The sequence below is a fragment of the Streptomyces tubercidicus genome (genome assembly GCF_027497495.1).
GTDB lineage: Bacteria > Actinomycetota > Actinomycetes > Streptomycetales > Streptomycetaceae > Streptomyces > Streptomyces tubercidicus.
Map to the genome: position 1 here is coordinate 7,258,610 of NZ_CP114205.1, position 20,460 is coordinate 7,279,069.

Consider the following 20,460-nt stretch of genomic DNA (forward strand, 5'->3'; position numbering starts at 1 on the left):
CGTGCGCGGGCCCGCCGCCGTGCCGCAGGGGATCAAGGGGTGTCGGCGCGTACGGCGCTGGTCGCCAGAGTGGTGTAGTGCATCGTGAAGCGGCCGCCCAGGGCGTCGATGGCATGGCCGACCGCGGTCAGTATCTCGGCCAGTTGGTCGTGACGAAGGCGGGTGAGGCCGCCGGTGGTGGGGAGCAGGTTCAGCCATTGGTCGCGTGTGTAGGACTGCTCCCAGTCGAATCGCCACTGTTCCGGTTCGTTGAACTGCTCGGTCTCGCGGAGCTTGTCGGCGATCTTCGCGTACCCCGCTTGGTACGTGTCCAGTGGGCGTCGCGCCGGCTGATTGCTGAACGGGGAGTCGGGCGCCACCCGGCGGTAGGCGGCCGCGAACGGCTCGGCCACCTCGGCAGGCGGTTCGAAGACGTGCCCGAAGATCGCCAGGCGCCCGTGCGGACGCAGCGCTTGGGCCGCCTTCACGGCGCCGGCGGCCGGGTCCACCCAGTGCCACGACTGGGCGGCGATCAATGCGTCGAACGCTCGGCCGGCCGGCTCCCAGGCTTCGAAGGGGGCCACCTCGACCTGTAGGCCGCGGGCTTGCGCGAACTCGGCCATCCGCGCATCCGGCTCTACACCGAGCACGGTGCAACCGGCGGCCTGGAATTGACGGGCCGCGATGCCCGTGCCGCAGCCGACGTCGAGCACGTCAGGCCCCGGGCTTCCGGCGACGATACGCGCCACCAGGCCATCGGGGTAGCCCGGCCGTGCCTGGTTGTAGCGGTGCGCATCCGTGCCGAAAGACTCGGCCATCTGTCGGGCCTGATGCGGTTGCGCCGGCCCTGGTTGCTCTCGCGGTAGAGTGGGCATGCGTTCACTTTAGTGGGCAAGCGCCCATATGCCAACGGATGCCAGGAGCCTGGCGCACGAGAGGATCTGTAAGTGCCGACCGGGGTACACCTTCGCGACGCGCGGCAGCAGCTGTTCGACGCCGCCGAACGCGTGCTGCTGCGCGATGGCCCGAACGGGCTGACCAGCCGGGCTGTCACCGACGAGGCGGCCTGCGCCAAAGGCGTCCTGCACCGGCACTTCGCCGACTTCGACGCTTTCCTCACCGAGCTCGTGCTCGACCGGGCCGCGCAGCTCGAAACGCAAGCGCATGCGCTGCGCGAGACCGTCGGCACCGGCACCGTGGCCGATGACCTCACCGGCGCGCTGACCACCCTGTTCGGACCGGTTCCCGTGGCGATCATTCCGCTCATCACTTTCCGGGACGAGTTGCGCGCGCGGCTGCGGCAAGCCAGGCCCGGAGGCGGCATCGCGATCCTCGCCCAGGTCTCGACCGCGGTCTCCGCTTACCTGGCCGACGAGCGCGCAATGGGCCGCATCTCGGCCGACGCCGACATCGACTCACTCAGCCTCTCGTTGGTCGGCGGTGGTCATCTCCTGTTCGCAGACCGCGACCGCAACCCACCTACCACGGCAACCGTTCACAAGCTGGTGTCCACGGTGCTCGCCGACGTCGTGCAACGGCGGCCACGCTGAACCTGACTTGCAGCCCGCAACGGTCCGCGCCGAAAGGAGTCCTCAGCGTCGGCTGTCGCCGGGCGCGAGCAGGCTGGTGAGCCCGGCGATCGCCGCAGGGGAGGGCTTGAAGTGGCGGCGGACATACTCCGCCTTTTGGTGCTGGGACGTGACGCGCCGGTGCCGGGACGTGGCGCGCTCCAGGCACCGCCCCGGACCTCTCACGAGGCGCGTGGCAGCGTGAGCCAGTCCTCCCAACTGATGTCGCGCCCCAGGTAACGGGGCTGCTGGAAGGGCCAGTCGGCGGCGATCCACTGCGGGACCAGTGTGTCGAGGGCGTGCTCCACCTCGCTGCCGGCGAGGTCGTCCACCACCCACCAGGAGATCTCGCCGTCGGAGCCGGTGCGCTCGGGTGGGTCGACGTAGACGCAGCCGAGGATCGCGGTCTCCTCCTCGTTCAGCAGCGCGTAGTTGAACGACTGGTGGGCCGCTATCTCCTTCTCGTGCCGCAGCAGGTCGATGCGGTCCTCTTCATAGGTCATCGTCTCCTTGGGCCAAGCCCAGGCCGGCCCGAAGATCTCCCACAAGCGTTCTCGGGAGCCCATCACGGCGGGGTAGTCGAGCGCGGTGTCCGCCTCCCGGATGGGGCGCAGGTGCAGCGCGGTGCCGGGTACGGGGACGTAGACGGGGTGGACGAAGTCGTCAGGCAGCCAGCTCATAAGGGCTGAGGCTACAACTGGTCGGCGCGCAGCGGGATCTGAGGCGGCGCGGGTGCACGGCGGACGGGACGGTCACCGGGCTTCGGCGACACCGCCTACGGGGTAGTGGAGCGTGGCCGGGTGCCGAATTCCGGTGTCTCTCGGGTGGGCAGGCCGCGTAGCAGGCTGTCCAGGAAGAGGTCGAAGCGGAGTGGGGCGTCGCCGAGGAGTTGTTGTTCCTGTGCGCCGAGCCAGGTGACGAGTGTGGTGCCGAAGACGTACCAGCTCTGTTCGGCCATCTCGTCGTCCGCGCCGCCCACGCGGAATGCGGTGAGGACGGCGTCCCGCATCTTGGTGAAGCCCCGAGTGTGCCGATGGGGGCGGGAGATGCGGGTGGCGTAGCCGGGGGTGGCCAGGAACTCGTCGTGTGCGGCCCAGGACAGGCGGCCCAGCCATGCCCGCCAATTGTCCGGTGTCGGTTGGTCGGTGGGGACGATGCGTTCGATCAGCGTCTCGCTGATCAGGTCGATGACGCCCTCCCGCCCCGGAACCCAGCGGTAGAGGGCGGAGTGTGAGACGCCGAGCCGGGTCGCCAACTCCCGCATGGACAGCGACTCCAGATCGCCGGAGGCGAGCGCGGCCGCCGCGATGGACTCTCTGCTCAGCCGCGCGGGCGGGCCGGGCCGTTTCCCAGGACCAGTCATGCTCCGGACCTTACCGAGCCTTCGGCGGCTTCCGTCAGCGACGGGCGTTCTGAGGTGGTGACCAATGGTCTCTATTGGGTTAGGCTCACCTAACTTACTGTGCTGGTCGCTGGTTTCCATGCCGCTTGGAGGAGTGCTGTGTTTGTGCGTACGGAAAGGGACAGGGAAACCCGGAGCGGGACGACCGGGTGCGCCACGGAGGCCGCCGCGGCGCCTGGGCTGCTCCTGCTGCTCGCGTGCGGAGCGATGTTCCTGGTCATCCTCGACGCCACGATCGTCTCGGTCGCGCTGCCCGCCGTCGGCTCCGAACTCGGCTTCGGCGGCGCGGGGCTGGGGTGGGTGGTGAATGCCTACACCCTGACCTTCGCCGGATTCCTGTTACTGGGCGGCCGATTGGCCGACCTCTCCGGCACCCGGCTGGTGCTGGTGACGGGGCTTGCGATCTTCACCCTCGCCAATCTGTGGTCCGGACTCGCCGCCGGCCCGGCGCAGTTGGTGACCGCCCGCGCTGTGCAGGGCGTCGGCGGCGCGCTGTTGATGCCGGCCACGCTGACCGTCGTGCACCAGGCGTACGGCGATCCCGTACGGCGTGCCCGGGCACTCGGTCTGTGGAGCATGGTCGGTGCGGTCGGTGCCGCGGCCGGAACCGTGCTCGGCGGGGTGCTCACCGACGCGCTGGGCTGGCGCTGGGTGTTCTGGGTGAAGGTCCCCATCGGCCTGGCCGTCGCAGTGGCCGGGTGGCTGGTTCTGCCCCGCCGGACGGCCGCCGCGGAACCGGGACAAGAGCGTCGTCCCATTGACGTCGTCGGGGCGCTCCTGGTGACGGCCGGGCTCGCCGCGCTCGTATACGGGGTGGTGACGGTGCGCGCCGCGGGCGCACGCGGTGTGGCGTTCGGCAGCCTGGCCGGTGCCGTGGTGCTGCTGGCGCTCTTCCTCGTCCACCAAGCCCGGTGGGCCCGCGAGCCCCTCGTCCCCTTGAGCATCTTCGCCCACCGCTCGGTCAGCAGCGCCAACGCCGTCGTCTTCGGAATGGGGGTCGCCTACCTCGCCAGTCCCGTGCTGCTCGCGCTCTATCTGCAACAGGTGCTCCACTACAGCCCCACCCGTGCGGGGCTCGGCTTCCTGCCGTCCGCCTTCGCCGTGATGATCGGCGCTCAGCTGGCGGGCCGCCTCACCCCGCGCTGGGGCACTCGCCGTACCGCTGCGGCGGGAACGGCCGTCTCCGCCGCCGGCTTTCTCTGGCTGTCGGGCATCGGCGCCCACAGCGCCTTCCTGACGGATATCGCGCTCCCCGCGTCGCTGTTCGGGCTCGGCGCCGGTGTGGCGTTCACGCCCATCACCGTGGCGGCCACCGGCGGCGTCGCCCCCTCCATGACGGGGCTCGCCTCGGGCCTGCTCAACACGACCCGCCAGGTGGCCACGGCACTCGGCATCGCCGTACTCACCACCCTCGCCGAATCCCGCGGTGGCGCTCCTGGCTATGCACTCGCCTTCGCGGTGTCGGCGGGGCTGAGCCTGCTTGCCTCTGTGGCGGCGGTGGTGTGGATGCCGTCGGGGGGTGAGCGTATGAGTTCCTCGGGGGTGTGACGGGGGTTCCCGCGTCGTCATACCTTCCGTACGGTCACGCCCGCCGCCGTCAGTTGCTCGGTCTCGTCGTCCGGTGCGGACTCCTCGGTGATGACGGCGTGCAGGTCAGGGGCGGGGGTGACGAACGCGAGGGCGGTACGGGAGAGCTTGGCGGCCTCCGCGACGGCGATCACGCGGCGGGAAGAGGTGATCGCGGCGCGTTTGACGGCGGCATCGTCCAAGTCGTAGGCGGTCAGGCCGTTCGCCGCATTCAGGCCGCAGCAGCCGATGATCGCGGTGTCGAAACGGAGGGCGGCCAGGGAGGCCTGGGTGAGGGGGCCGGTCAGTGCCAGTTCGCCGGGGCGGGGTCGGCCGCCGGGTACCAGGAGCGTCAGCTGTGGCGCGTCTGTGAGGGCATTCACCGCGTGGAGGGAGAGCGGCAGTACGGTCAGCCGGCGGTCTGTCAGTTGCCGGGCCACCTCCAGGCAGGTGGTGCCGCTGTCGAGTACTACGGACTCTCCGTCGGCGACCAGCCGGGCGGCCTCGGCGGCGATGCGCCGCTTGGCCTCCAGTCCCTCCTGGGCCCGCAGGGCGAAGGGTGGTTCCTCGCCGCGCAGCAGCAGGCTGCGTGCGCCTCCTCGGTAGCGCTCAAGTACCCCCTGGGAAGCCAGGAGCTCCAGGTCGCGGCGGATGGTCATCTCGGAGGCGCCGGTGAGCCCGGCGAGCTCCGCGACGCCGAGGCTTCCTGCCTCGCGCACTGCTTCTGTGATCTGCCTGAGTCGATCTGTGCCAGCCATGCTCAGATTGAACATCCATGGTGTTCGAAATGCAATCTTTCGAAAGTGGAAGTTGTTCGCTATGTTCGAAGCGTGGAGAGATCACTGCGGGTCGGTCGACTGGCCACCTTCGCCTACTTCGTCCTGAACGGCTTCCTGATGGGGATGTGGATCGTCCATATCCCCGGTATCGAGCATCGCGTAGGGATCGGCCATGCCGTGCTTGGCTGGCTCCTGCTGCTGCTCGGTGCGGGAGCCTTCGCCGGTATGCAGATCGTCGGCCCCCTGACCGACCGCTTCGGCACCCGCACCGTCGTACCGCTCAGCGCAGCCCTGTGCAGTGCGGCCGTGGTCCTGCCGGGATGGGCCACGAGCGGCTGGACGCTGGGGGCGGCGCTACTGGTGCTCGGTCTCGGCAACGGCTGTCTGGATGTCAGCATGAACGCCCATGCCGTGCAGGTCGAGCGCGGCTACCAGCGGCCCGTCATGTCCGCGTTCCATGCCGCTTTCTCCATCGGCGGCGTCCTTGCCGCGTTGGTCGGCGCCCGGATGCTCAGCTGGGGGTGGAGCGCGGCAGCGACCCTCGGTGCGGTGGCACTGCTGGGCGTGGCCGTGGCAGCGGTGGCGGCCCCCGCGCTGCTGCCGCTCCAGGGTGCTCATACGGCTGGTGCCCCTGAGGACCCAGATGCCCCCGTTGCTGCCGTCGGGAAGGCGCGACACGGAACTCCCCGGCGTATCTGGGGACTTGCAACCCTCGCATTGATGATCATGCTGTGCGAAGGCGTGGCCAATGACTGGAGCACGCTTCACCTGCGTCACGCCCTGGGAGCGCCGCCCGCCACCGCCGCCCTCGCCTACGGGGCCTTCTCCACCGCCATGACCATCGGCCGTCTGCTCGCCGACCGGGTGGCCGCGCGCTTCGGCTCCGTCGCCGTTCTCCGCTACGGGGCATCCGCCGCCGCACTCGGTCTCACTGCGGCTTCGCTCTCCTCCTCGATCCCCATGGCCCTGACCGGCTGGACACTGTTCGGCGCCGGACTCTCCGGTTGCGTCCCCCAACTCTTCAGCGCCGCAGGCCACGCCGACCCGGCCGCCGCCGGGGCCAACGTCTCCCGCGTCGCGGGCCTCGGCTACCTCGGCATGCTCGCCGGGCCCACGGTCATCGGCCCCCTGACCGAGGTCATGCCGCTCCACCTCACGTTCTTCCTGCCCGTGGCGTTCTGCATCGTCGCCGCTGCCACGGCCGGCATCCTCCGGTGGAAGGCAGTGGAAGGCAGCGGCGTTCTACGAGGCCCCTTGCTGGAACGTCCTGGCATGGAACGTCCTGGCATGGGACGTCCTGGCATGGGACGTATGTCAGAACGTGATGTAGACGCTGGGTAGGGCGGCGCCGAAGAGGGCGTGGGGGCCGCGCAGGGTGAGGCCGGTTTCCTTGCCGCAGAGGGTGGTCGAACCGTTGACGGCGGGGCCGGTTTGGGTGCCGCGGGCGAGCCAGGTGCAGCCGTCGGTGTTCTCGGAGGGAGTGCCCACGACGGCTTCCGCCTTGCCGTCTTTGGTGAGGTCGGCGAGATGGACGGCGCTGCCGAATCCGTCGTCGGTTTCGGCGCTGTCGGAGATGCCGGGGGTGTCCTGGGAATAGGCGGTGGATTTGTTTGTGGTCAGGCCGGCGGCGGATCCGTACAGGAGGACGGCACCGCCGGCGTAGGCGCGGGTGCCGATCGCTTCACCGGGCACGCCGACCAGGACATCGGCATAGCCGTCCGCATTGATGTCACCGATGCTCAGCGACTGCCCGAATCGGTCCTCGAATTCCCCGGCGCCCGGGATACCCTCGGTGTCCTGGTGGAAGATGCGGGGCTGCTGATCGGCGGTGATGCCATGGGCGCTGCCGTAAAGGACCTGAATCTCGCCTCCCTTGTGGGCGCCACGCTCACCGTCAACCGTTGCGTCGTCGGCGATACCGGTGATCAGATCGCCGTAGCCATCGCCGTTCACGTCCCCGATCTGACCGGTGTGACCGTCGGCGTAGGGCAGTTTGAGCGGCGCGTCCTTTGTGGGGTCGGAGGGGTCCACCGGGCCGCGATCGAGGAGCACGGGGCCGCGACGGTCGCCATCGGTCGCTCCGGGCAGCCAGAACCGCTCGGCTCGGCCGTCACCGTTGACATCGCCCATCACCACTCCGCGTGCGCCGATGCGCCATTCCCGGTACTGCGAGGCGGCCTGCCCGCTGCGAGTGAAGGGGCCTGTATAGGCGGCACCTTCACAGCGCGACGCCACGGTCACCTCCGGGGCACCGTCCCCGTTCATGTCCCCCGTAGCCAGTCCCACGCCGAAGCCACAGAGGGTCTGGAGCTTGCCGAACTCTGCGACGGGGCTGATTGTCGCCCCGCCTTTCGGCCCGGACGGCCCGCCCCACACCACGGTCACCGAACCGCGCGCCTCCTTGCCGTCCACGGCCTCATGGGGCGCACCGACCAGCAGGTCCGCGTAGCCGTCGCGGTCGAGGTCCGCACTCGCCACCGATGTGCCGAACCCGTCGGACGCTTCCGGCTCACCCGGCACTCCCGCACTCGCCTGAGTAATCACGGTGCGTCGGGCGGCACCCACCGAGGAGGCCGACCCGTACAGCACCACTACCGCACCGGCTCCTTCCACCGCGCCGTTGGCCGCACCAGGTGCCCCCACTGCCAGATCACGGTAGCCGTCACCATTGAAGTCATCCTGCACCGTCGCCGTATTGGCGCCTCGGTACGGCGCGGCCGCCGCTACTGCCGGACCGGAGACAAAGGTGCCGGCGGCGACCGTGGTGAGCACGGCGGATAACGCAACGATCCTGTGCAACGAAACCCCTTGATCCGAAGGTGAGTTGGCGGCCCACCGCGCAACGCTGCCCGCGGTGGCCGTCCTTCGCCGGCGTCGATACCGGCACCACTCGCCACACACGACACATCACCGGGGTCAATGGTTGTAAGGGGGTGTACGTGGTTGCAGGGGCGGCCGACTCGCCAGTGCATGCCCGAGCCCCGAGGCCGAGGCCCGGGGGAGTGGGACAGTCCGGCAGGGCTACGGGCGGCGGCGTCCCCATGCGGAGATCATCGGGCCGGTGGCCAGGTCGAGTTGGCCGGTGGCGACGTTTGCCAGATGACGGTCGATTTCCTCGTCGGTGGCAAGCCCCTGTCCTGTCAGATGGTGGCGGACCTGCCGTACGGTCGCGTCCTCCAGTACGGCGCACGCCGGCGAGGTGATCGGGAAGTACGCATCGGCCTGCACATCGTCCAGACCGGCCTCGCGGAGCACCCTGGGCAGGGTTCGCCCGTACGCGAGGTCCGCGCCGCGTGCTGCCATCAGGGCGCGGAAGCCGGACCGCATCCGGTTGGCGAGGCGCTGTTCGGGACCCGACTCGTCCGGGCACGGCAGCGGCTGCAACGTCGGGTCGGCGTCCTCCAGAAGCAGCCAGCCGCCGGGCCGCAGCGCCTGGACCATCCGGCGCAGGGCCTCGGCGCGGTCGGTGACGTGGACCAGGACCAGTCGGGCGTGTACGAGATCGAAGCCACCGGGCGGCGGCGGGTCGGCCGCCACGTCGTGGGTGAGCACCTCGATCACGCCGTCGGCAATACGGGAGGTCCAGGACACATCGATGTCGGTGGCGAGCACCGTGCCCGTCGGACCGACGCGCTCGGCCAGCCCGAGGGGTACGGAGGGACCGCCGGCGCCGACCTCCCAGCACCGCATACCGGCACCGATGCCGAGCTGGTCGACGTGCCGGAACGTCACCGGGTCGAACAGCTCGGCGAGAGCGCCGAAGCGGATACCCGCCTCGGACTGCTTGTTGTCCAGCAGGTAACCGTGGTCGGTGTCATGTTCAGCCATGAGTCGATTCTGGCAGGGAGGGGCGTCGTCCCGTCCCGACCTGACCCAACCCGCCCTGACCGAGGGTGACTTGCCTCATTGGTGGATGGGCGATCGCGTCCGCTCCGTCGGGACATGCCCGTTGCGATGCCGGGTAGGGGCCCTGTGACGGGGGCCAGCAACCGGAAGGAGCCAGAGCATGCGCAACAGCACCTCGACGGTAGGGACGGCGCAGGAGACCTCGTCGAAGGTGTGTGCCGTCCCGGCTCCGGCGGCGCTGCCGCAGATTCCGGACCCGCAGCATGTCGCTCCCGCCGACGCACGGAGGCTCTCGAAGCTGCTGCTTCTGCGACTTGAGTCGCTGGAAGAGGGCACGCAGGAGTACCAGTACGTGCGCAACACCCTCATCGAGATGAACCTGACCCTGGTGCGCTATGTGGCCCGCCGGTTCTCCAGCCGCAGGGAGTCCATGGAGGATGTGTTGCAGGTCGGGACGATCGGTCTGATCAAGGCGATCGACCGCTACGACCCCTCCCGTGACGTGGAGTTCACCACTCTCGCCGTCCCGTACATCCAGGGCGAGATCAAGCGGTTCTTCCGGGACACGACCTGGTCGGTGCGGGTGCCGAGGCGTCTGCAGGAGCTTCGTATCGACCTGGCCCGTGCCCGGGAGGAGCTGGAGGCGGAGGGCAGTCATGAGCCGTCCGTCGCGGAGCTTGCCGAGCACCTCGGGATTCCCGAGGAGGAGGTGGCGGAGGGATTGGTGGCCTGTAACGGCTACGACAGTGACTCCATCGACCGGCCCATCCAGGCCGGTGGCGGCGGCAAGCAGCAGACGGGTCTCGTCGCCGACCTCGTCGGCACCGAGGACCCCGCCCTGGCCCTGGCCGAAGACATCCAGGCCCTCAAGCCGCACCTGGCCAAGCTCGACGACCGCGACCGCACCCTCCTCCAGCTGCGCTTCGGCGCGGAGATGACACAGTCCGAGATCGGCGAGGAACTCGGCCTCTCCCAGATGCATGTCTCGCGCCTGCTGACCCGCGTCTGCGCAAAGCTGCGTGAGGGGCTGCTCGCCTGAGCTGGTCCTCTTGCCGGGGGCGCGTCGGCCGAGGTCTCACTCCCCGAATGCGAGCCGGATCCCGAAGGCGGCGATGACCGTACCCGTGATGCGGTCGAGATAGCGGCGTGCCCTGGGCCGTTGCAGACGCTCTCGGAGCACATGCCCGAGGGTGATCAGTACGCCGGCCCATATGACGGCCAGAAGGATGTGTATGCCGGTCAGGAGCACGCCCCCGGCGAGGTGCGAGGCGTCGGCGGGCAGGAACTGCGGGAGCACCGCGACGTAGAAAGCGCCCATCTTCGGGTTGAGAAGGTTGGTTGTGACCCCTTGACGCCAGCCGCCGAGCAGGGAGTCGTCGGAGCCTGAACCCACGTTGACCTCGGCCCGGCTCCCGGGAGCCTCCGGGGCCTCGTCCATCGAGCGGCGCAAGGTTCCCCAGAGCATCCGGCCACCGATCCACACCAGGTACGCGGCCCCGGCCCAGCGGAGGATCTCGTACGCGAGGTGCGAGGCGGTCAGCAGTGCCGTGACACCGAGCGAGGTGAGCATGCCCCAGATCAGTGTGCCGCTCTGGATTCCGAGGACCACGCCCCAGGCGCGTAGGCGGTGCCCGAGCGCGGCAGTGCGAAGGATGAGGGCGGTGTCCAGCCCGGGAGTGAGGGTGAGGAGTCCGACCATCAAAGAGAACGTCCACAACGCGTCCATGGGGATCATGGGCGATCACGTTACGTCGGAAGCCCCGGGACGACCACCCTCCTGCCCGATATCGGGCAGGATTTGTGCTGCGTGACCCTTGTGAAGGTCAGCGGCTCCCCGTGACGCTGCTGGCCGAGTACGCGGACCTGCCACAGTCGGTGGCGATCTACTCCGGCGCCGTCGCAGCCACGCGAGGCGGTGCAGCGGTTCAGCGCTTAGCGGGGAAGGCGCCCGGCCAGATCCCCACCCGCCCAGACACCCCGTACCCGCCCAGGCGAGCGACCGCGACCCTCAGGTCAGCCGACTTCGCCTCTCACGCACGTAGGCTGCCCGCGCTGACCATTCGTCACGAAAGGGGTGCTTTGTGGCCACTCAACTCAACCCGTACATCAGCTTCTCCGGTGAAGCGAAGCAAGCCATGGAGTTCTACAAGGAGGTCCTCGGCGGCGACCTGGCCGTCAACACCTACGGCAACTTCGGCTCCGAGGCACCACCCGGATACGCCGACAAGGTCATGCACAGCCAGCTCGAAACGGCCAGCGGATTCACCCTGATGGGCGCCGACAACCCGCCCGGAACCGAACACAAGCCGGGGAACAACTTCGCCGTGAGCCTGAGCGGCGACGACTCGGACGAACTGCGCGGCTACTGGGACAAGCTGTCCGCTGACGGCACCGTGTCCGTCCCCCTGGAAAAGCAGATGTGGGGTGACGTGTTCGGCATGTGCACCGACAAGTTCGGCATCACATGGATGGTCAACATCAGCGAGCAGGGCTGACCGGGCCGATCTGACCTGGCCTGGCCTGTCCTGGTCTGACCTGTCCTCGCCTGGTCTGGTCCGACGTGGCCTGAGCCGGGTGTCTGCGCGTCGACGCGTCGGCGCCCTACTGGGGGTGCCGACGCGTTGTCCACCTCCACCTCCACCTCCACCTCCACGTCCATGTCCGCGTGGCGCTCGGGCGCATCCGACGGGTCCCCGCTTTCATGTCCGCAGTGGCCTGACGCGGGAACAGGCGGGCTATGGCTAGGAAATCGGCCCGAACCAACGGGCGAGGGCGGCGCGCAGGCTGTCCGCGTCGTCATTTCGGCCGGCCCAGCAGACGTGACCGTCCGGCCGGACCAGCAATGCCTCGTCGCCGTTGGCCGCGGGTCCGAGAGGTCCGAGACGGTCGACCCGGTCTCCCCAATCCTTCGCCGCGGCTGCGGCCGCTGATGTGGGGGCGGCGGTCAGCAGGGCTGCGCGGCCGGAGGGGAGCTGGACGCCAGGTGCACGTGCGCCGAGCAGCGGGTGGTGCGGCGCGCCGGGCATGGGGTAGCGGATGTCTGTGCCGGCGATCATGGCGGCGATGTGGTGGTTGGCCTCCGGGGTGGTGAGCAGGTCGGCGAGCAGGTCGCGTACGGCCATGGCGTCCGGGTCGGGGAGCGTTAGCGCCATCTGGGCGCGGGTGTTGGCCAGGACCCGGGCGCCGACTGGGTGGCGCTCGGTGTGATAGGTGGCCAGCAGTTCGGTGGGGGCCCGGCCTCGGGCCACGGCGGCGAGCTTCCAGCCCAGGTTGAACGCGTCCTGCATGCCGAGGTTGAGGCCCTGTCCGCCGGCGGGGGCGTGGATGTGGGCGGCGTCGCCGGCCAGTAGCACCCTGCCGTCGGCGTACCGCTCGGCCTGCCGGGAGGCGTCGGTGAAGCGGGACGCCCAACGGATGGCGCGGAGTTCGCGCGGCGGGCCTGGGCATCGGACCAGTGCGGTGCGGACCTCGTCCGCGGTGACCGGGGCGTCGCGGTCGACGCCCTGCTGCTCGGGGCCGCCGAGGATCAGCCGGTGCACACCGCCGCCGAGTGGCAGAAGGAAGGCGAGACCCGCGGGGTCCGGGCTGAGGTCGGGAAGGTGCCAGGGCTCGCCGGTGCCGTCGGATCCGGCCTCTGTGGCGGCGAAGACCTCGTCGCCGCCGGGCACTTGAGTGACCCTGCGGTGGGTCTCGTACCCCTCCACCGGCTCGCCCGGCGCCTCGTCGGCCGGACGGAGTTCGACATCGGCGACGGCCATGCCGATCCGGCCGTCCCGGCCCGGGAAGGGCACGCCCAGGATGCGCCGCACGGTGCTGCGCCCGCCGTCCGCGCCTACCAAGTACCCGGCCTGGACAGTGCTTTCGGTGCCATCGGGCCCGAGGAGGGTGGCGGTGACGCCGTCCGCGTCCTGCTGGAAGGACGTCAGTTCCCGGCCTCGCTGAACCGGTACGCCGTGCTCGGCGAGGTGGTCCTCCAGGAACTCCTCTACCCGGGCCTGCGGGATGCCGACCTGATGCGGGAACGCGGTGTCCAGGGCGCCGTAGTTGAGCGGCAGTCCGGCGAAGTGGCCGGAGGGGAGGAGGGCCAGCGACCGGTCCAGGAGCGGCTCCAGCCAGCCCCGGCAGTCCAGCACCTCGGCGGTTCGGGGCTGCAAGTTGAGCGCCTTGGATTGGCCCGTCCGACGGGGCAGCCGTTCCGCGACGGCCGTCCGCACCCCGGCCAGGCCCAGTTCGTTGGCGAGCAGCAGGCCGGTCGGGCCCGCACCCGCGATCAGTACGTCGACGTCGGCGTTCACGGCTCCCCTACAGCTTCAGACCGTGGCGGGTGATGTACCAGTTGTGGAACGCGAGCAGCCCGCCGAGCAGTACCAGCCAGAGCAGAGTGCTGGTGAGCGGGAAGCTGTCCACCGGGATCGTGTACGCCAACACCACCCGCAGCACCGCGTCGAGCAGGAAGACCGCGCCCCACACCGCCGTGACCAGCCGCAGGTGGCGACGGAACGTCGGCTCCGCGTCCCATCGCGCCTCCCAGGCGGTCAGTCCGGCCTCGCCGACCTTGGCGATGACGATGCCGCGCGAGGCCGTCATGATGAACGGGCGCCGGGTCAGCAGCGTGCCGAGTACCCAGAGCCCGATCGCGGCGGTCAGCCAGCTGTCCCTGATCATCAGCACTCGCGGGCTGCCAGTGATCAGGGACAGCAGCGTTCCTGCCACCACCAGGCTCAGCGTGAACACCGCCATCGCCTCGACGCGCCGCTGCCGCACGACGCCGTAAGCGATCCACGGCAGGAGCAGCACACCGCCGACCACCATCGAGAGCCACTGGCCGACGCCGGCGGCGCGCAGCCCGTAGTAGGAGCCGAGGGGGAGGACGAGTTCGAAGAGCAGCTGTGCGGCGAGCCGCCGGCGCAGCGCCACCGTGCGACGCCGGTCGGGCGCCGCGGCGGCCTCGGCCGTGTCGGTCTGGGCCGTGTCGGTCTGTGTCTGTGTCTGTGTCTGTGTCTGTGGTGTCTGGTGCGTTGCCATGGTGTGTTCCCCCGTGTCCGCTGTGGTCATGGTGTCTTCCTGGTGGCGCGGTCGAAGAGATCCGCCAACTCCCGGCCCACGGCCCGCACATCGAGATCGGGATCGTGGGTGGCGCGGCGCACCACGTCGTCGATGGCGGCGCGGATCGCCCGCATCATCACCCACGGGTCGAAGTCACCGAACTCGCCCGTGCGCTGCGCCTTGCGGAGCTGCTCCACCTGGACGGTGAGGTTCGCCTCCGTCGCTTCGAGGAACGCGACCATGCCGGGGTCGCCGCCACGGAGGTTGGCGAGGATGTCGACCATCGCCGCAAGGTGATTCGGGTACTCGGCGAGCAGGTCGAGGTTGCCTTCGATGGACGCCCGCAGCCGGTCCGCGTATCGCGTGTGGGCCTCGATGCGGGGGCGCAGATATCCGTCCCCGAGCCGCAGCACCTCGGTGACGACCTCACGCATCAGGTCGTCCCGCCCATCGAAGTGGTAGGAGATCATCCCTGTGCTGCTCAGCCCTGCGTGCTCCGCGATTTTCGCGAACGAGGCCCGGTGGTACCCGACTTCGGCGATGACGTCGATGGCCGCGGCGACGATCTGCGCGCGGCGCCCCGTCTCCGTGAAGGAGGCCGACTTGGTCCTCCGCTCCTTCTGCTTGGCCGTGCTGTTTTTTGCTTGCATGAGCAAGACGCTAGCGGGGTTTGCTTGCCTGAGCAAGAGGTGGTGGGGCGTGACGGCACGCTGTCCCTGCTGTGGTCAGTGGAGGCAAAGAGCCGGTGCGACGCATCACCGGCCACCCGCCCCGCGCCTTCCGTGCCTGGCCGCCCGAGCTGGCCGACGCCTTCCGCTGAGCCGGTGTAACGGGGAAGTCCCTTACTCACCGCTCCATCGCCGGCAATCCAGGCAGCAGCTTCTCGATGGTGATGGGGAAGTCGCGGATGCGGGTTCCGGTGGCGTTGAAGACGGCGTTTGCTACGGAGGCGCCTGCTCCGCAGATGCCCAGCTCGCCGACGCCCTTGGCGCCGAGGGGGTTGGCCTTGTCGTCGTAGCCGTCGAGGATGATGGCGTCGATGTCGGGGATGTCGGCGTGGACCGGTACCAGGTACTGGGCGAGGTCGCGGTTGATGAAGGCGCCGGAGCGCAGGTCGACTACGGCCTCTTCTTCGAGGGCTGCGCCGGCTCCCCAGATCATGCCGCCGATGAGTTGTGAGCGGGCCGTTTTCGCGTTGAGTACCTGGCCTACCGAGAACACGCCCAGCATCCTGCGCAGTCGGATCTCGGCGGTGTCCGCGTCGACTCCTACTTCGGCGAAGTGGGCGCCGTAGGTGTTGATCGAGTAGTCCGCGTAGTTCGAGTCGTCACCCATGAAGCGGGTCTCGCCCTCGGCCTCCAGGTCTTCGGGGGGCATGCGGGTGAGGATCTCGCTCAGGGCCTCGGAGGCGTCACCGATGTGGACGTGGCCGTCGGAGAAGAGGGCGTGGGACGAGTTCCGGCCGTGCAGGGGGGAACGGGTGTCGGCGTGCACCGCGGTCAGCACTCTTTCGCGCAGGGTCGCGCAGGCGCGATGTACCGCGGTGCAGGAGTTGGCGGCGCCCCAGGAGCCGCCGGAACCCCAGCTGGTGGGGTGTTCGGAGCGGCCGAGTTCGATCCGTACCCGGTCGGGGGGCAGTCCGAGGCCGTCGGCTGCGACCTGCGTCAGGACGGTGTAGGTGCCGGTGCCGATATCGGTCATGTCTGATTCGACGACGGCGGTGCCGTCCGTTTCCCACCGCACGCGCACTGCCGTCGGTCCCTGGAAGTGCCCACGGATGGCGGCGGACATGCCGTAGCCGACCAGCCAGCGTCCGTCGCGCACACTCGCCGGGGTGGCGGGACGGTTCTCCCAGCCGAAGCGGCGGGCGCCTTCGCGCAGGCAGTCGATCAGATGGCGGTCGCTGTACGGCACATCTCGCTCGGGATCGACGGCGGGCTCGTTGCGGAGCCGCAGCTCGACCGGGTCCATCCCGAGCGCGTCGGCCATCTCGTCCATCGCCGACTCCACCGCCAGCAGGCCCGGCGCCTCGCCCGGCGCGCGGACATCCGACCCGCGCGGCAGGTCGAGCGGAGTCAGCCGGTGGCTGGTCAGCCGGTGGGGTGCGGCGTAGAGGCTGCGGGTCGTGGCGGCGGTCTGCTCGGCGAATTCGACGTCGCGGTTGGTGTGCGCGGTGACGTCGTGGGCGAGGGCGGTCAGCTGTCCGTCGTGCCCCGCGCCCAGCCGGACCCGCTGCCTTGAGGTGGGGCGCATGCCGACGAGCTGGAACATCTGCTGCCGGGTGAGGGCGACCTTGACCGGCTCGCGCAAGGCGCGGGCGGCGAGCGCCGCCAGGATCGTTTCGGCATGGATGCCCAGCTTGGAGCCGAAGCCCCCGCCGACGTACGGGGAGACGATGTGAATCCGTGCCGGGTCGGTCCGGAGCGTAGCGGCGACCGACGCCTGCGCGGCATCGACGATCTGGCAGCTGACGTGGACGTACAGATCCTCGCCACGCGGAACCACCAGGCACGCGTGGGGTTCCATCGGCATGGAGAACTCGTACGGCGTGGTGTAGCTCTGGTCGACCTGTACGTCGGCGGTATGGAATGCGGCGTCGAAGCTGCCCACCGCGGTGTCGGTGGCGATTCCGGCATTGACCTTCTTCGGGGCGTACGCATCACCTTCGTGCGCGGCGAAGTCGAAATGCCCCCGCCCCTCGGCGTACTCCACCTCGACCAGGGCGGCCGCCGCGCGGGCCTGCTCGAAGGTCTCGGCGACGGCGAATGCCACCGGTTCTCCGTGATAGTGCACGTCCGGGCCGGTCAGTACCGGCTGGGCGCGCCAGTACTCGAAGGGGATGGACTCATCACGCGGCCCCTGCTCCGGTGCGTTGTGATGGGTCATCACCATCCTTACGCCGGGCGCCTGTTCGGCGTTCTCGGTGTCGATACGGGTGATACGGCCCTTGCCGATGGCCGCGCCGACGATGACACCGTAGAGCGGTTGGCCGGCATCCCAGTACTCGTAGGCGTAGGTGGCCCGGCCGGTGACCTTCCGCGGGCCGTCAACGCGGTTCAAACCTTGCCCGATCATCTCGGCTCCTCAGCTCGGGACTGGGCCGCCTGCGCCAGCGTCCGGCACAGCGTGCGCTTGGCCAGCTCGATCTTGAAGTCGTTGTCTCCCCGCCCCACGGCGTCGCGCATCGCGGCGTCCGCGGCGGTCTGAAAGGTGGTCATCGTGGCGGGACGGCCGGTCAGCGCGGCCTCCGCCTCGATGGACCGCCACGGCTTGTGCGCCACACCGCCGAGCGCCACCCGTGCCGTATCGACCGTCCCCTGCTCGGCCGAGACGACAGCCGCCACGGAGACCAGCGCGAACTCGTAGGACGCCCGGTCGCGTACCTTGCGGTAGAGCTGGCGTCCCGGAGGCGGCGGGGGCAGCCGCACCGCCGTGATCATCTCGCCGGGCCGCAGTACGGTCTCGATATGCGGGGTGTCGCCGGGCAGCCGGTAGAAGTCGGTGAGGGCGACGTGGCGTACCGACTCATCGGCGTCGAGCAGCTCGACCTCCGCGTCCAGCGCGGTCATGGCGACGGCCATGTCCGAGGGGTGCGTGGCGATGCAGGAGTCGCTGGCGCCGAGAATCGCGTGGGTCCGGTTGAGCCCGCCGATCGCCGAGCAACCGGAGCCGGGCTCCCGCTTGTTGCAGCCGGCGGAGGTGTCGTAGAAGTACGGGCAGCGGGTGCGCTGCAACAGATTCCCGCCGGTGGACGCCTTGTTGCGCAACTGGCCCGAGGCGCCGGCCACCAGTGCCTCCGAGAGCACCGGATAGCGCGTACGTACCCGGGTGTCGGCGGCCACATCGGAGTTCGCCGCCTGGGCGCCGATACGCAGTCCGCCGTCCGGGAGTTCCTCGATGTCCCGCAGCGGAAGCCGGCTGATGTCGACCAGATGGCTGGGCCGCTCGATGTCGAGTTTCATCAGGTCGAGCAGATTGGTGCCGCCGCTGATGAACTTCGCACCGGCCCGGGACACCGCGGCGACGGCGGTCTGCGCGTCCATGGCCCGCTCGTAGGTGAAGGGCCTCATTCCGCGCCTCCCTCCGCGGTGTCGCGGATGGCGGCGACGATGTTCGGATACGCGGCGCACCGGCAGATGTTGCCGCTCATCCGCTCGCGGATCTCCGCATCGGTCAGCACGACGCTCGGCGAGGCCACATCGGCGGTGGCGTGGCTGGGCCAGCCCGCCGCCACCTCGGTGAGCATGCCGACCGCCGAACAGATCTGGCCAGGGGTGCAATAGCCGCACTGGAAGCCGTCCCGCTCGACGAAGGCGCGTTGCATGGGGTGCAGGCTCTCGGGATCGCCCAGACCCTCGATCGTCACGATCTCGTCGTCCTCATGCATCACCGCGAGCGACAGACAGGAGTTGACGCGTCGGCCGTTGACCAGCACCGTGCAGGCGCCGCACTGCCCGTGATCACAGCCCTTCTTGGTCCCGCCCAGGCGCAGATGTTCGCGCAGCGCGTCCAGCAGCGAGGTCCGCGGATCGACTTCGAGCTGCCGCGCCTGACCGTTGACGCTCAGGGTGACCGGCAGACGGCGGTCCGTCTCGCCCTGACTCCGTCCCGCGACGTCCACATCCGTATCGCTCATCAAAGCCCGCCTTCCTCGCTGGGCGCGGGCACCCGCTGCCCATGCCCCGCCGTCGCCGCTGCCGGGCACGGCACGCCTTTGCTCCCAGCGTCTCTCAGATGTCTGAGCGTCGCACCGCGAGGATGGTGGGTGGGGGACACCCAGCCCCGGCCCGGCACCGCCCGCCCTCAGCGGCCGGTCAAGGCCGCCCGCCGTCCGTGGGCGGTGTGATCGGCCGGTGGGCGGGAGGGGCCGGAGTCACGGAGTGTGGCAGTGGTGGCACGGCGGGCTCCCGCAGCCAGGCGTCGAAGAAGCCGTCGAGTGGTTCGGCGGCGTACTGCTGGGCGTGCGCGGTGAAGTCGGCGGTCACCACCGTTCCATGGCGGTGCCATACGGCCCAGTCCTTGAGCATGCGGAAGAAGGCGTCCTCGCCCAGGGTGCAGCGCAGCGCGTGGACGACCAGCCCCCCTCGCTGGTAGAGCCGGTCGTCGAACATCAGGTTCCGGCCAGGATCGGCCAGCCGCAGATCCTGGGGGAGGTCGGTCAGGAAGAGGTGTGCGGTGAGGGCGTGGGCGCCGGCCGCGGGGCCTCCCGCGTGCTCGGACCACAGCCACTCCGCGTACTTGGCGAAGCCCTCGTTGAGCCAGATGTGCCGCCAGTCGCCGATCGAGACGCTGTTGCCGAACCACTGGTGCGCCAGTTCGTGCGCGACCAGGCGTTCCCAGGTACGTGTGCCGTCTAGGTGGTTGGCGCCGAAGGTGGCCAGACCCTGGGCCTCCACCGGGACCTCCAGATCCTCGTCGGCGACCACCACGGTGTACTCCCCGAAGGGATAGCGGCCGAAGGTGTCCTCGAAGTACTCCATCATGAGGGGCTGCCGGGCGAAGTCCTCGGCGAACAGGGGAATCAACCGGTCGGGCACATAGGCGGTCTGTGGCACGGCCCGGCGGGCGCGCCGCGGCTCCGGCGGTTGGCCGCTGTCCGGCTCCGACCGGTGCGGTTCGGGTGTCGGCGCCGGGTCGTGGACGAGCGATACGGGCCTGTATTTGCCGATGGAGACGGTCACCAGATAACTGGACGTGGGTGCCGACTGCTCGTACACCCAGGTGGTGCGGCTCGCCCGGGTGGTGCGGGAGAGCAGCCGGCCACCGGCGACCACTGTGTACGGGGACGGGGCGGTGACCGAGATCCGGTACGACGCCTTGTCCGCCGGCCGGTCGTTGCAGGGGTACCAGGACGGCGCGCCGACCGGCTGACTGGCGACCAGCGCGCCGTCGGTCAGCTCCTCCCAGCCCAGGCCGCCCCACTGGCTGTCCGTCGGCTGCGGGTTGCCCGTATAGCGCACCTCGACCGTGAACGCCTCACCGGGGGTGAGCGGCCTCGGCGGGCGGATGTGCAGCTTGCCCATCCGGTGCCGGTAGCGCGCCCGCCGCCCGTTCACCAGCAAGCGGCCGATCCGGAATCCGGCCAGGTCGAGGGCGAATTCGGGCAGCGGCTCGGAGCCTGCCACGGCGTTGAGCCGGGCGCTGGCGTGCAGCCGGTTGGGCAGCGGCCAGTATTCCAGGGCCAGTTCGTAGTGCTGCACCCGATAGCGGACGTCCCCGTGGGCGGGGAAGTAGGGGTCCGCGCCGGCAGCGGCGCCCTGCTCGGAACTCAACG

General features: G+C 69.8%; 19 protein-coding genes. 5 read left to right on the top strand and 14 right to left on the bottom strand.

The genetic code is table 11. The features are described from left to right. Window positions 1–32: 32 nt before the first annotated feature. Window positions 33–854 (bottom strand): class I SAM-dependent methyltransferase, encoded by an 822-nt coding sequence (locus STRTU_RS31730; protein ID WP_159748534.1) that lies wholly within the window; start codon window positions 852–854, stop codon window positions 33–35. 72 nt (window positions 855–926) lie between these two features. Here STRTU_RS31730 and STRTU_RS31735 point away from each other — a divergent pair, with 72 nt between their 5' ends. Further along, window positions 927–1,529, top strand: a complete 603-nt coding sequence (locus STRTU_RS31735) for a TetR/AcrR family transcriptional regulator (protein WP_159748535.1) — start codon at window positions 927–929, stop codon at window positions 1,527–1,529. 200 nt (window positions 1,530–1,729) lie between these two features. Here STRTU_RS31735 and STRTU_RS31745 read toward each other — a convergent pair whose 3' ends face one another. After that, the gene (locus tag STRTU_RS31745; RefSeq protein ID WP_159748536.1) at window positions 1,730–2,227 is read right to left on the bottom strand and encodes a GNAT family N-acetyltransferase; all 498 of its coding nucleotides are present in this window, start codon (window positions 2,225–2,227) and stop codon (window positions 1,730–1,732) included. 95 nt (window positions 2,228–2,322) lie between these two features. Then, complete coding sequence (locus tag STRTU_RS31750) at window positions 2,323–2,910, bottom strand: TetR/AcrR family transcriptional regulator (protein ID WP_159748537.1); 588 nt, start codon at window positions 2,908–2,910, stop codon at window positions 2,323–2,325. A gap of 144 nt (window positions 2,911–3,054) precedes the next feature. Here STRTU_RS31750 and STRTU_RS31755 point away from each other — a divergent pair, with 144 nt between their 5' ends. Next, a complete protein-coding gene (locus tag STRTU_RS31755) occupies window positions 3,055–4,497 on the top strand; it encodes a DHA2 family efflux MFS transporter permease subunit (protein ID WP_218039346.1) in 1,443 nt (480 codons plus the stop codon). A gap of 17 nt (window positions 4,498–4,514) precedes the next feature. Here STRTU_RS31755 and STRTU_RS31760 read toward each other — a convergent pair whose 3' ends face one another. Further along, entirely contained in the window at window positions 4,515–5,273 is a 759-nt protein-coding gene (locus STRTU_RS31760) for a DeoR/GlpR family DNA-binding transcription regulator (protein WP_159748538.1), read from the bottom strand. 72 nt (window positions 5,274–5,345) lie between these two features. On the opposite strand from STRTU_RS31760, the gene STRTU_RS31765 reads away from it, so the two are divergent. Then, on the top strand, window positions 5,346–6,635 hold the full coding sequence (locus STRTU_RS31765) for an MFS transporter (protein ID WP_159748539.1): 1,290 nt from the start codon (window positions 5,346–5,348) through the stop codon (window positions 6,633–6,635). On the opposite strand, the gene STRTU_RS31770 is transcribed toward STRTU_RS31765, so the two are convergent. Continuing rightward, complete coding sequence (locus STRTU_RS31770) at window positions 6,609–8,093, bottom strand: FG-GAP-like repeat-containing protein (protein ID WP_159748540.1); 1,485 nt, start codon at window positions 8,091–8,093, stop codon at window positions 6,609–6,611. The two genes, STRTU_RS31765 and STRTU_RS31770, sit on opposite strands and share 27 nt — an antisense overlap. Before the next feature lie 222 nt (window positions 8,094–8,315). After that, entirely contained in the window at window positions 8,316–9,122 is an 807-nt protein-coding gene (locus STRTU_RS31775) for a class I SAM-dependent methyltransferase (protein WP_159748541.1), read from the bottom strand. Between the two features lie 178 nt (window positions 9,123–9,300). Between STRTU_RS31775 and STRTU_RS31780 the strand changes: the two genes are divergently transcribed. Continuing rightward, on the top strand, window positions 9,301–10,179 hold the full coding sequence (locus STRTU_RS31780) for an RNA polymerase sigma factor SigF (protein ID WP_159748542.1): 879 nt from the start codon (window positions 9,301–9,303) through the stop codon (window positions 10,177–10,179). Window positions 10,180–10,215: 36 nt separating this feature from the next. On the opposite strand, the gene STRTU_RS31785 is transcribed toward STRTU_RS31780, so the two are convergent. Then, window positions 10,216–10,875, bottom strand: a complete 660-nt coding sequence (locus tag STRTU_RS31785; protein WP_269777411.1) for a LysE family translocator — start codon at window positions 10,873–10,875, stop codon at window positions 10,216–10,218. Between the two features lie 346 nt (window positions 10,876–11,221). Between STRTU_RS31785 and STRTU_RS31790 the strand changes: the two genes are divergently transcribed. Next, window positions 11,222–11,635: a VOC family protein gene (locus tag STRTU_RS31790; protein WP_159748543.1), complete on the top strand. Its 414-nt coding sequence runs from the start codon at window positions 11,222–11,224 to the stop codon at window positions 11,633–11,635. 246 nt (window positions 11,636–11,881) lie between these two features. Here the strand turns inward: STRTU_RS31790 and STRTU_RS31795 are convergent, their stop codons facing one another. From STRTU_RS31795 to STRTU_RS31825, 7 genes are all read right to left on the bottom strand, one after another. Then, window positions 11,882–13,435: an FAD-dependent monooxygenase gene (locus tag STRTU_RS31795; protein WP_159748544.1), complete on the bottom strand. Its 1,554-nt coding sequence runs from the start codon at window positions 13,433–13,435 to the stop codon at window positions 11,882–11,884. A 7-nt stretch (window positions 13,436–13,442) separates the two neighbouring features. Then, on the bottom strand, window positions 13,443–14,195 hold the full coding sequence (locus STRTU_RS31800; RefSeq protein ID WP_159748545.1) for a VC0807 family protein: 753 nt from the start codon (window positions 14,193–14,195) through the stop codon (window positions 13,443–13,445). Further along, the gene (locus STRTU_RS31805) at window positions 14,192–14,836 is read right to left on the bottom strand and encodes a TetR/AcrR family transcriptional regulator (protein WP_159748546.1); all 645 of its coding nucleotides are present in this window, start codon (window positions 14,834–14,836) and stop codon (window positions 14,192–14,194) included. Before STRTU_RS31805 ends, STRTU_RS31800 begins: the two co-directional genes overlap by 4 nt. Before the next feature lie 196 nt (window positions 14,837–15,032). Continuing rightward, window positions 15,033–17,261, bottom strand: a complete 2,229-nt coding sequence (locus STRTU_RS31810; RefSeq protein ID WP_159748547.1) for a xanthine dehydrogenase family protein molybdopterin-binding subunit — start codon at window positions 17,259–17,261, stop codon at window positions 15,033–15,035. Further along, window positions 17,258–18,256 (bottom strand): FAD binding domain-containing protein, encoded by a 999-nt coding sequence (locus STRTU_RS31815; protein ID WP_159748548.1) that lies wholly within the window; start codon window positions 18,254–18,256, stop codon window positions 17,258–17,260. The genes STRTU_RS31810 and STRTU_RS31815 overlap by 4 nt, the downstream gene beginning before the upstream one ends. Beyond that, window positions 18,253–18,822, bottom strand: coding sequence for a 2Fe-2S iron-sulfur cluster-binding protein (locus STRTU_RS31820; RefSeq protein WP_159748549.1), 570 nt, complete (start codon window positions 18,820–18,822; stop codon window positions 18,253–18,255). The genes STRTU_RS31815 and STRTU_RS31820 overlap by 4 nt, the downstream gene beginning before the upstream one ends. Window positions 18,823–19,000: 178 nt before the next feature. Next, window positions 19,001–20,458 carry a M1 family metallopeptidase gene (locus tag STRTU_RS31825; RefSeq protein WP_159748550.1) on the bottom strand — a complete coding sequence of 486 codons (1,458 nt, stop codon included), beginning with the start codon at window positions 20,456–20,458 and terminating at the stop codon, window positions 19,001–19,003. Window positions 20,459–20,460: the final 2 nt, after the last annotated feature.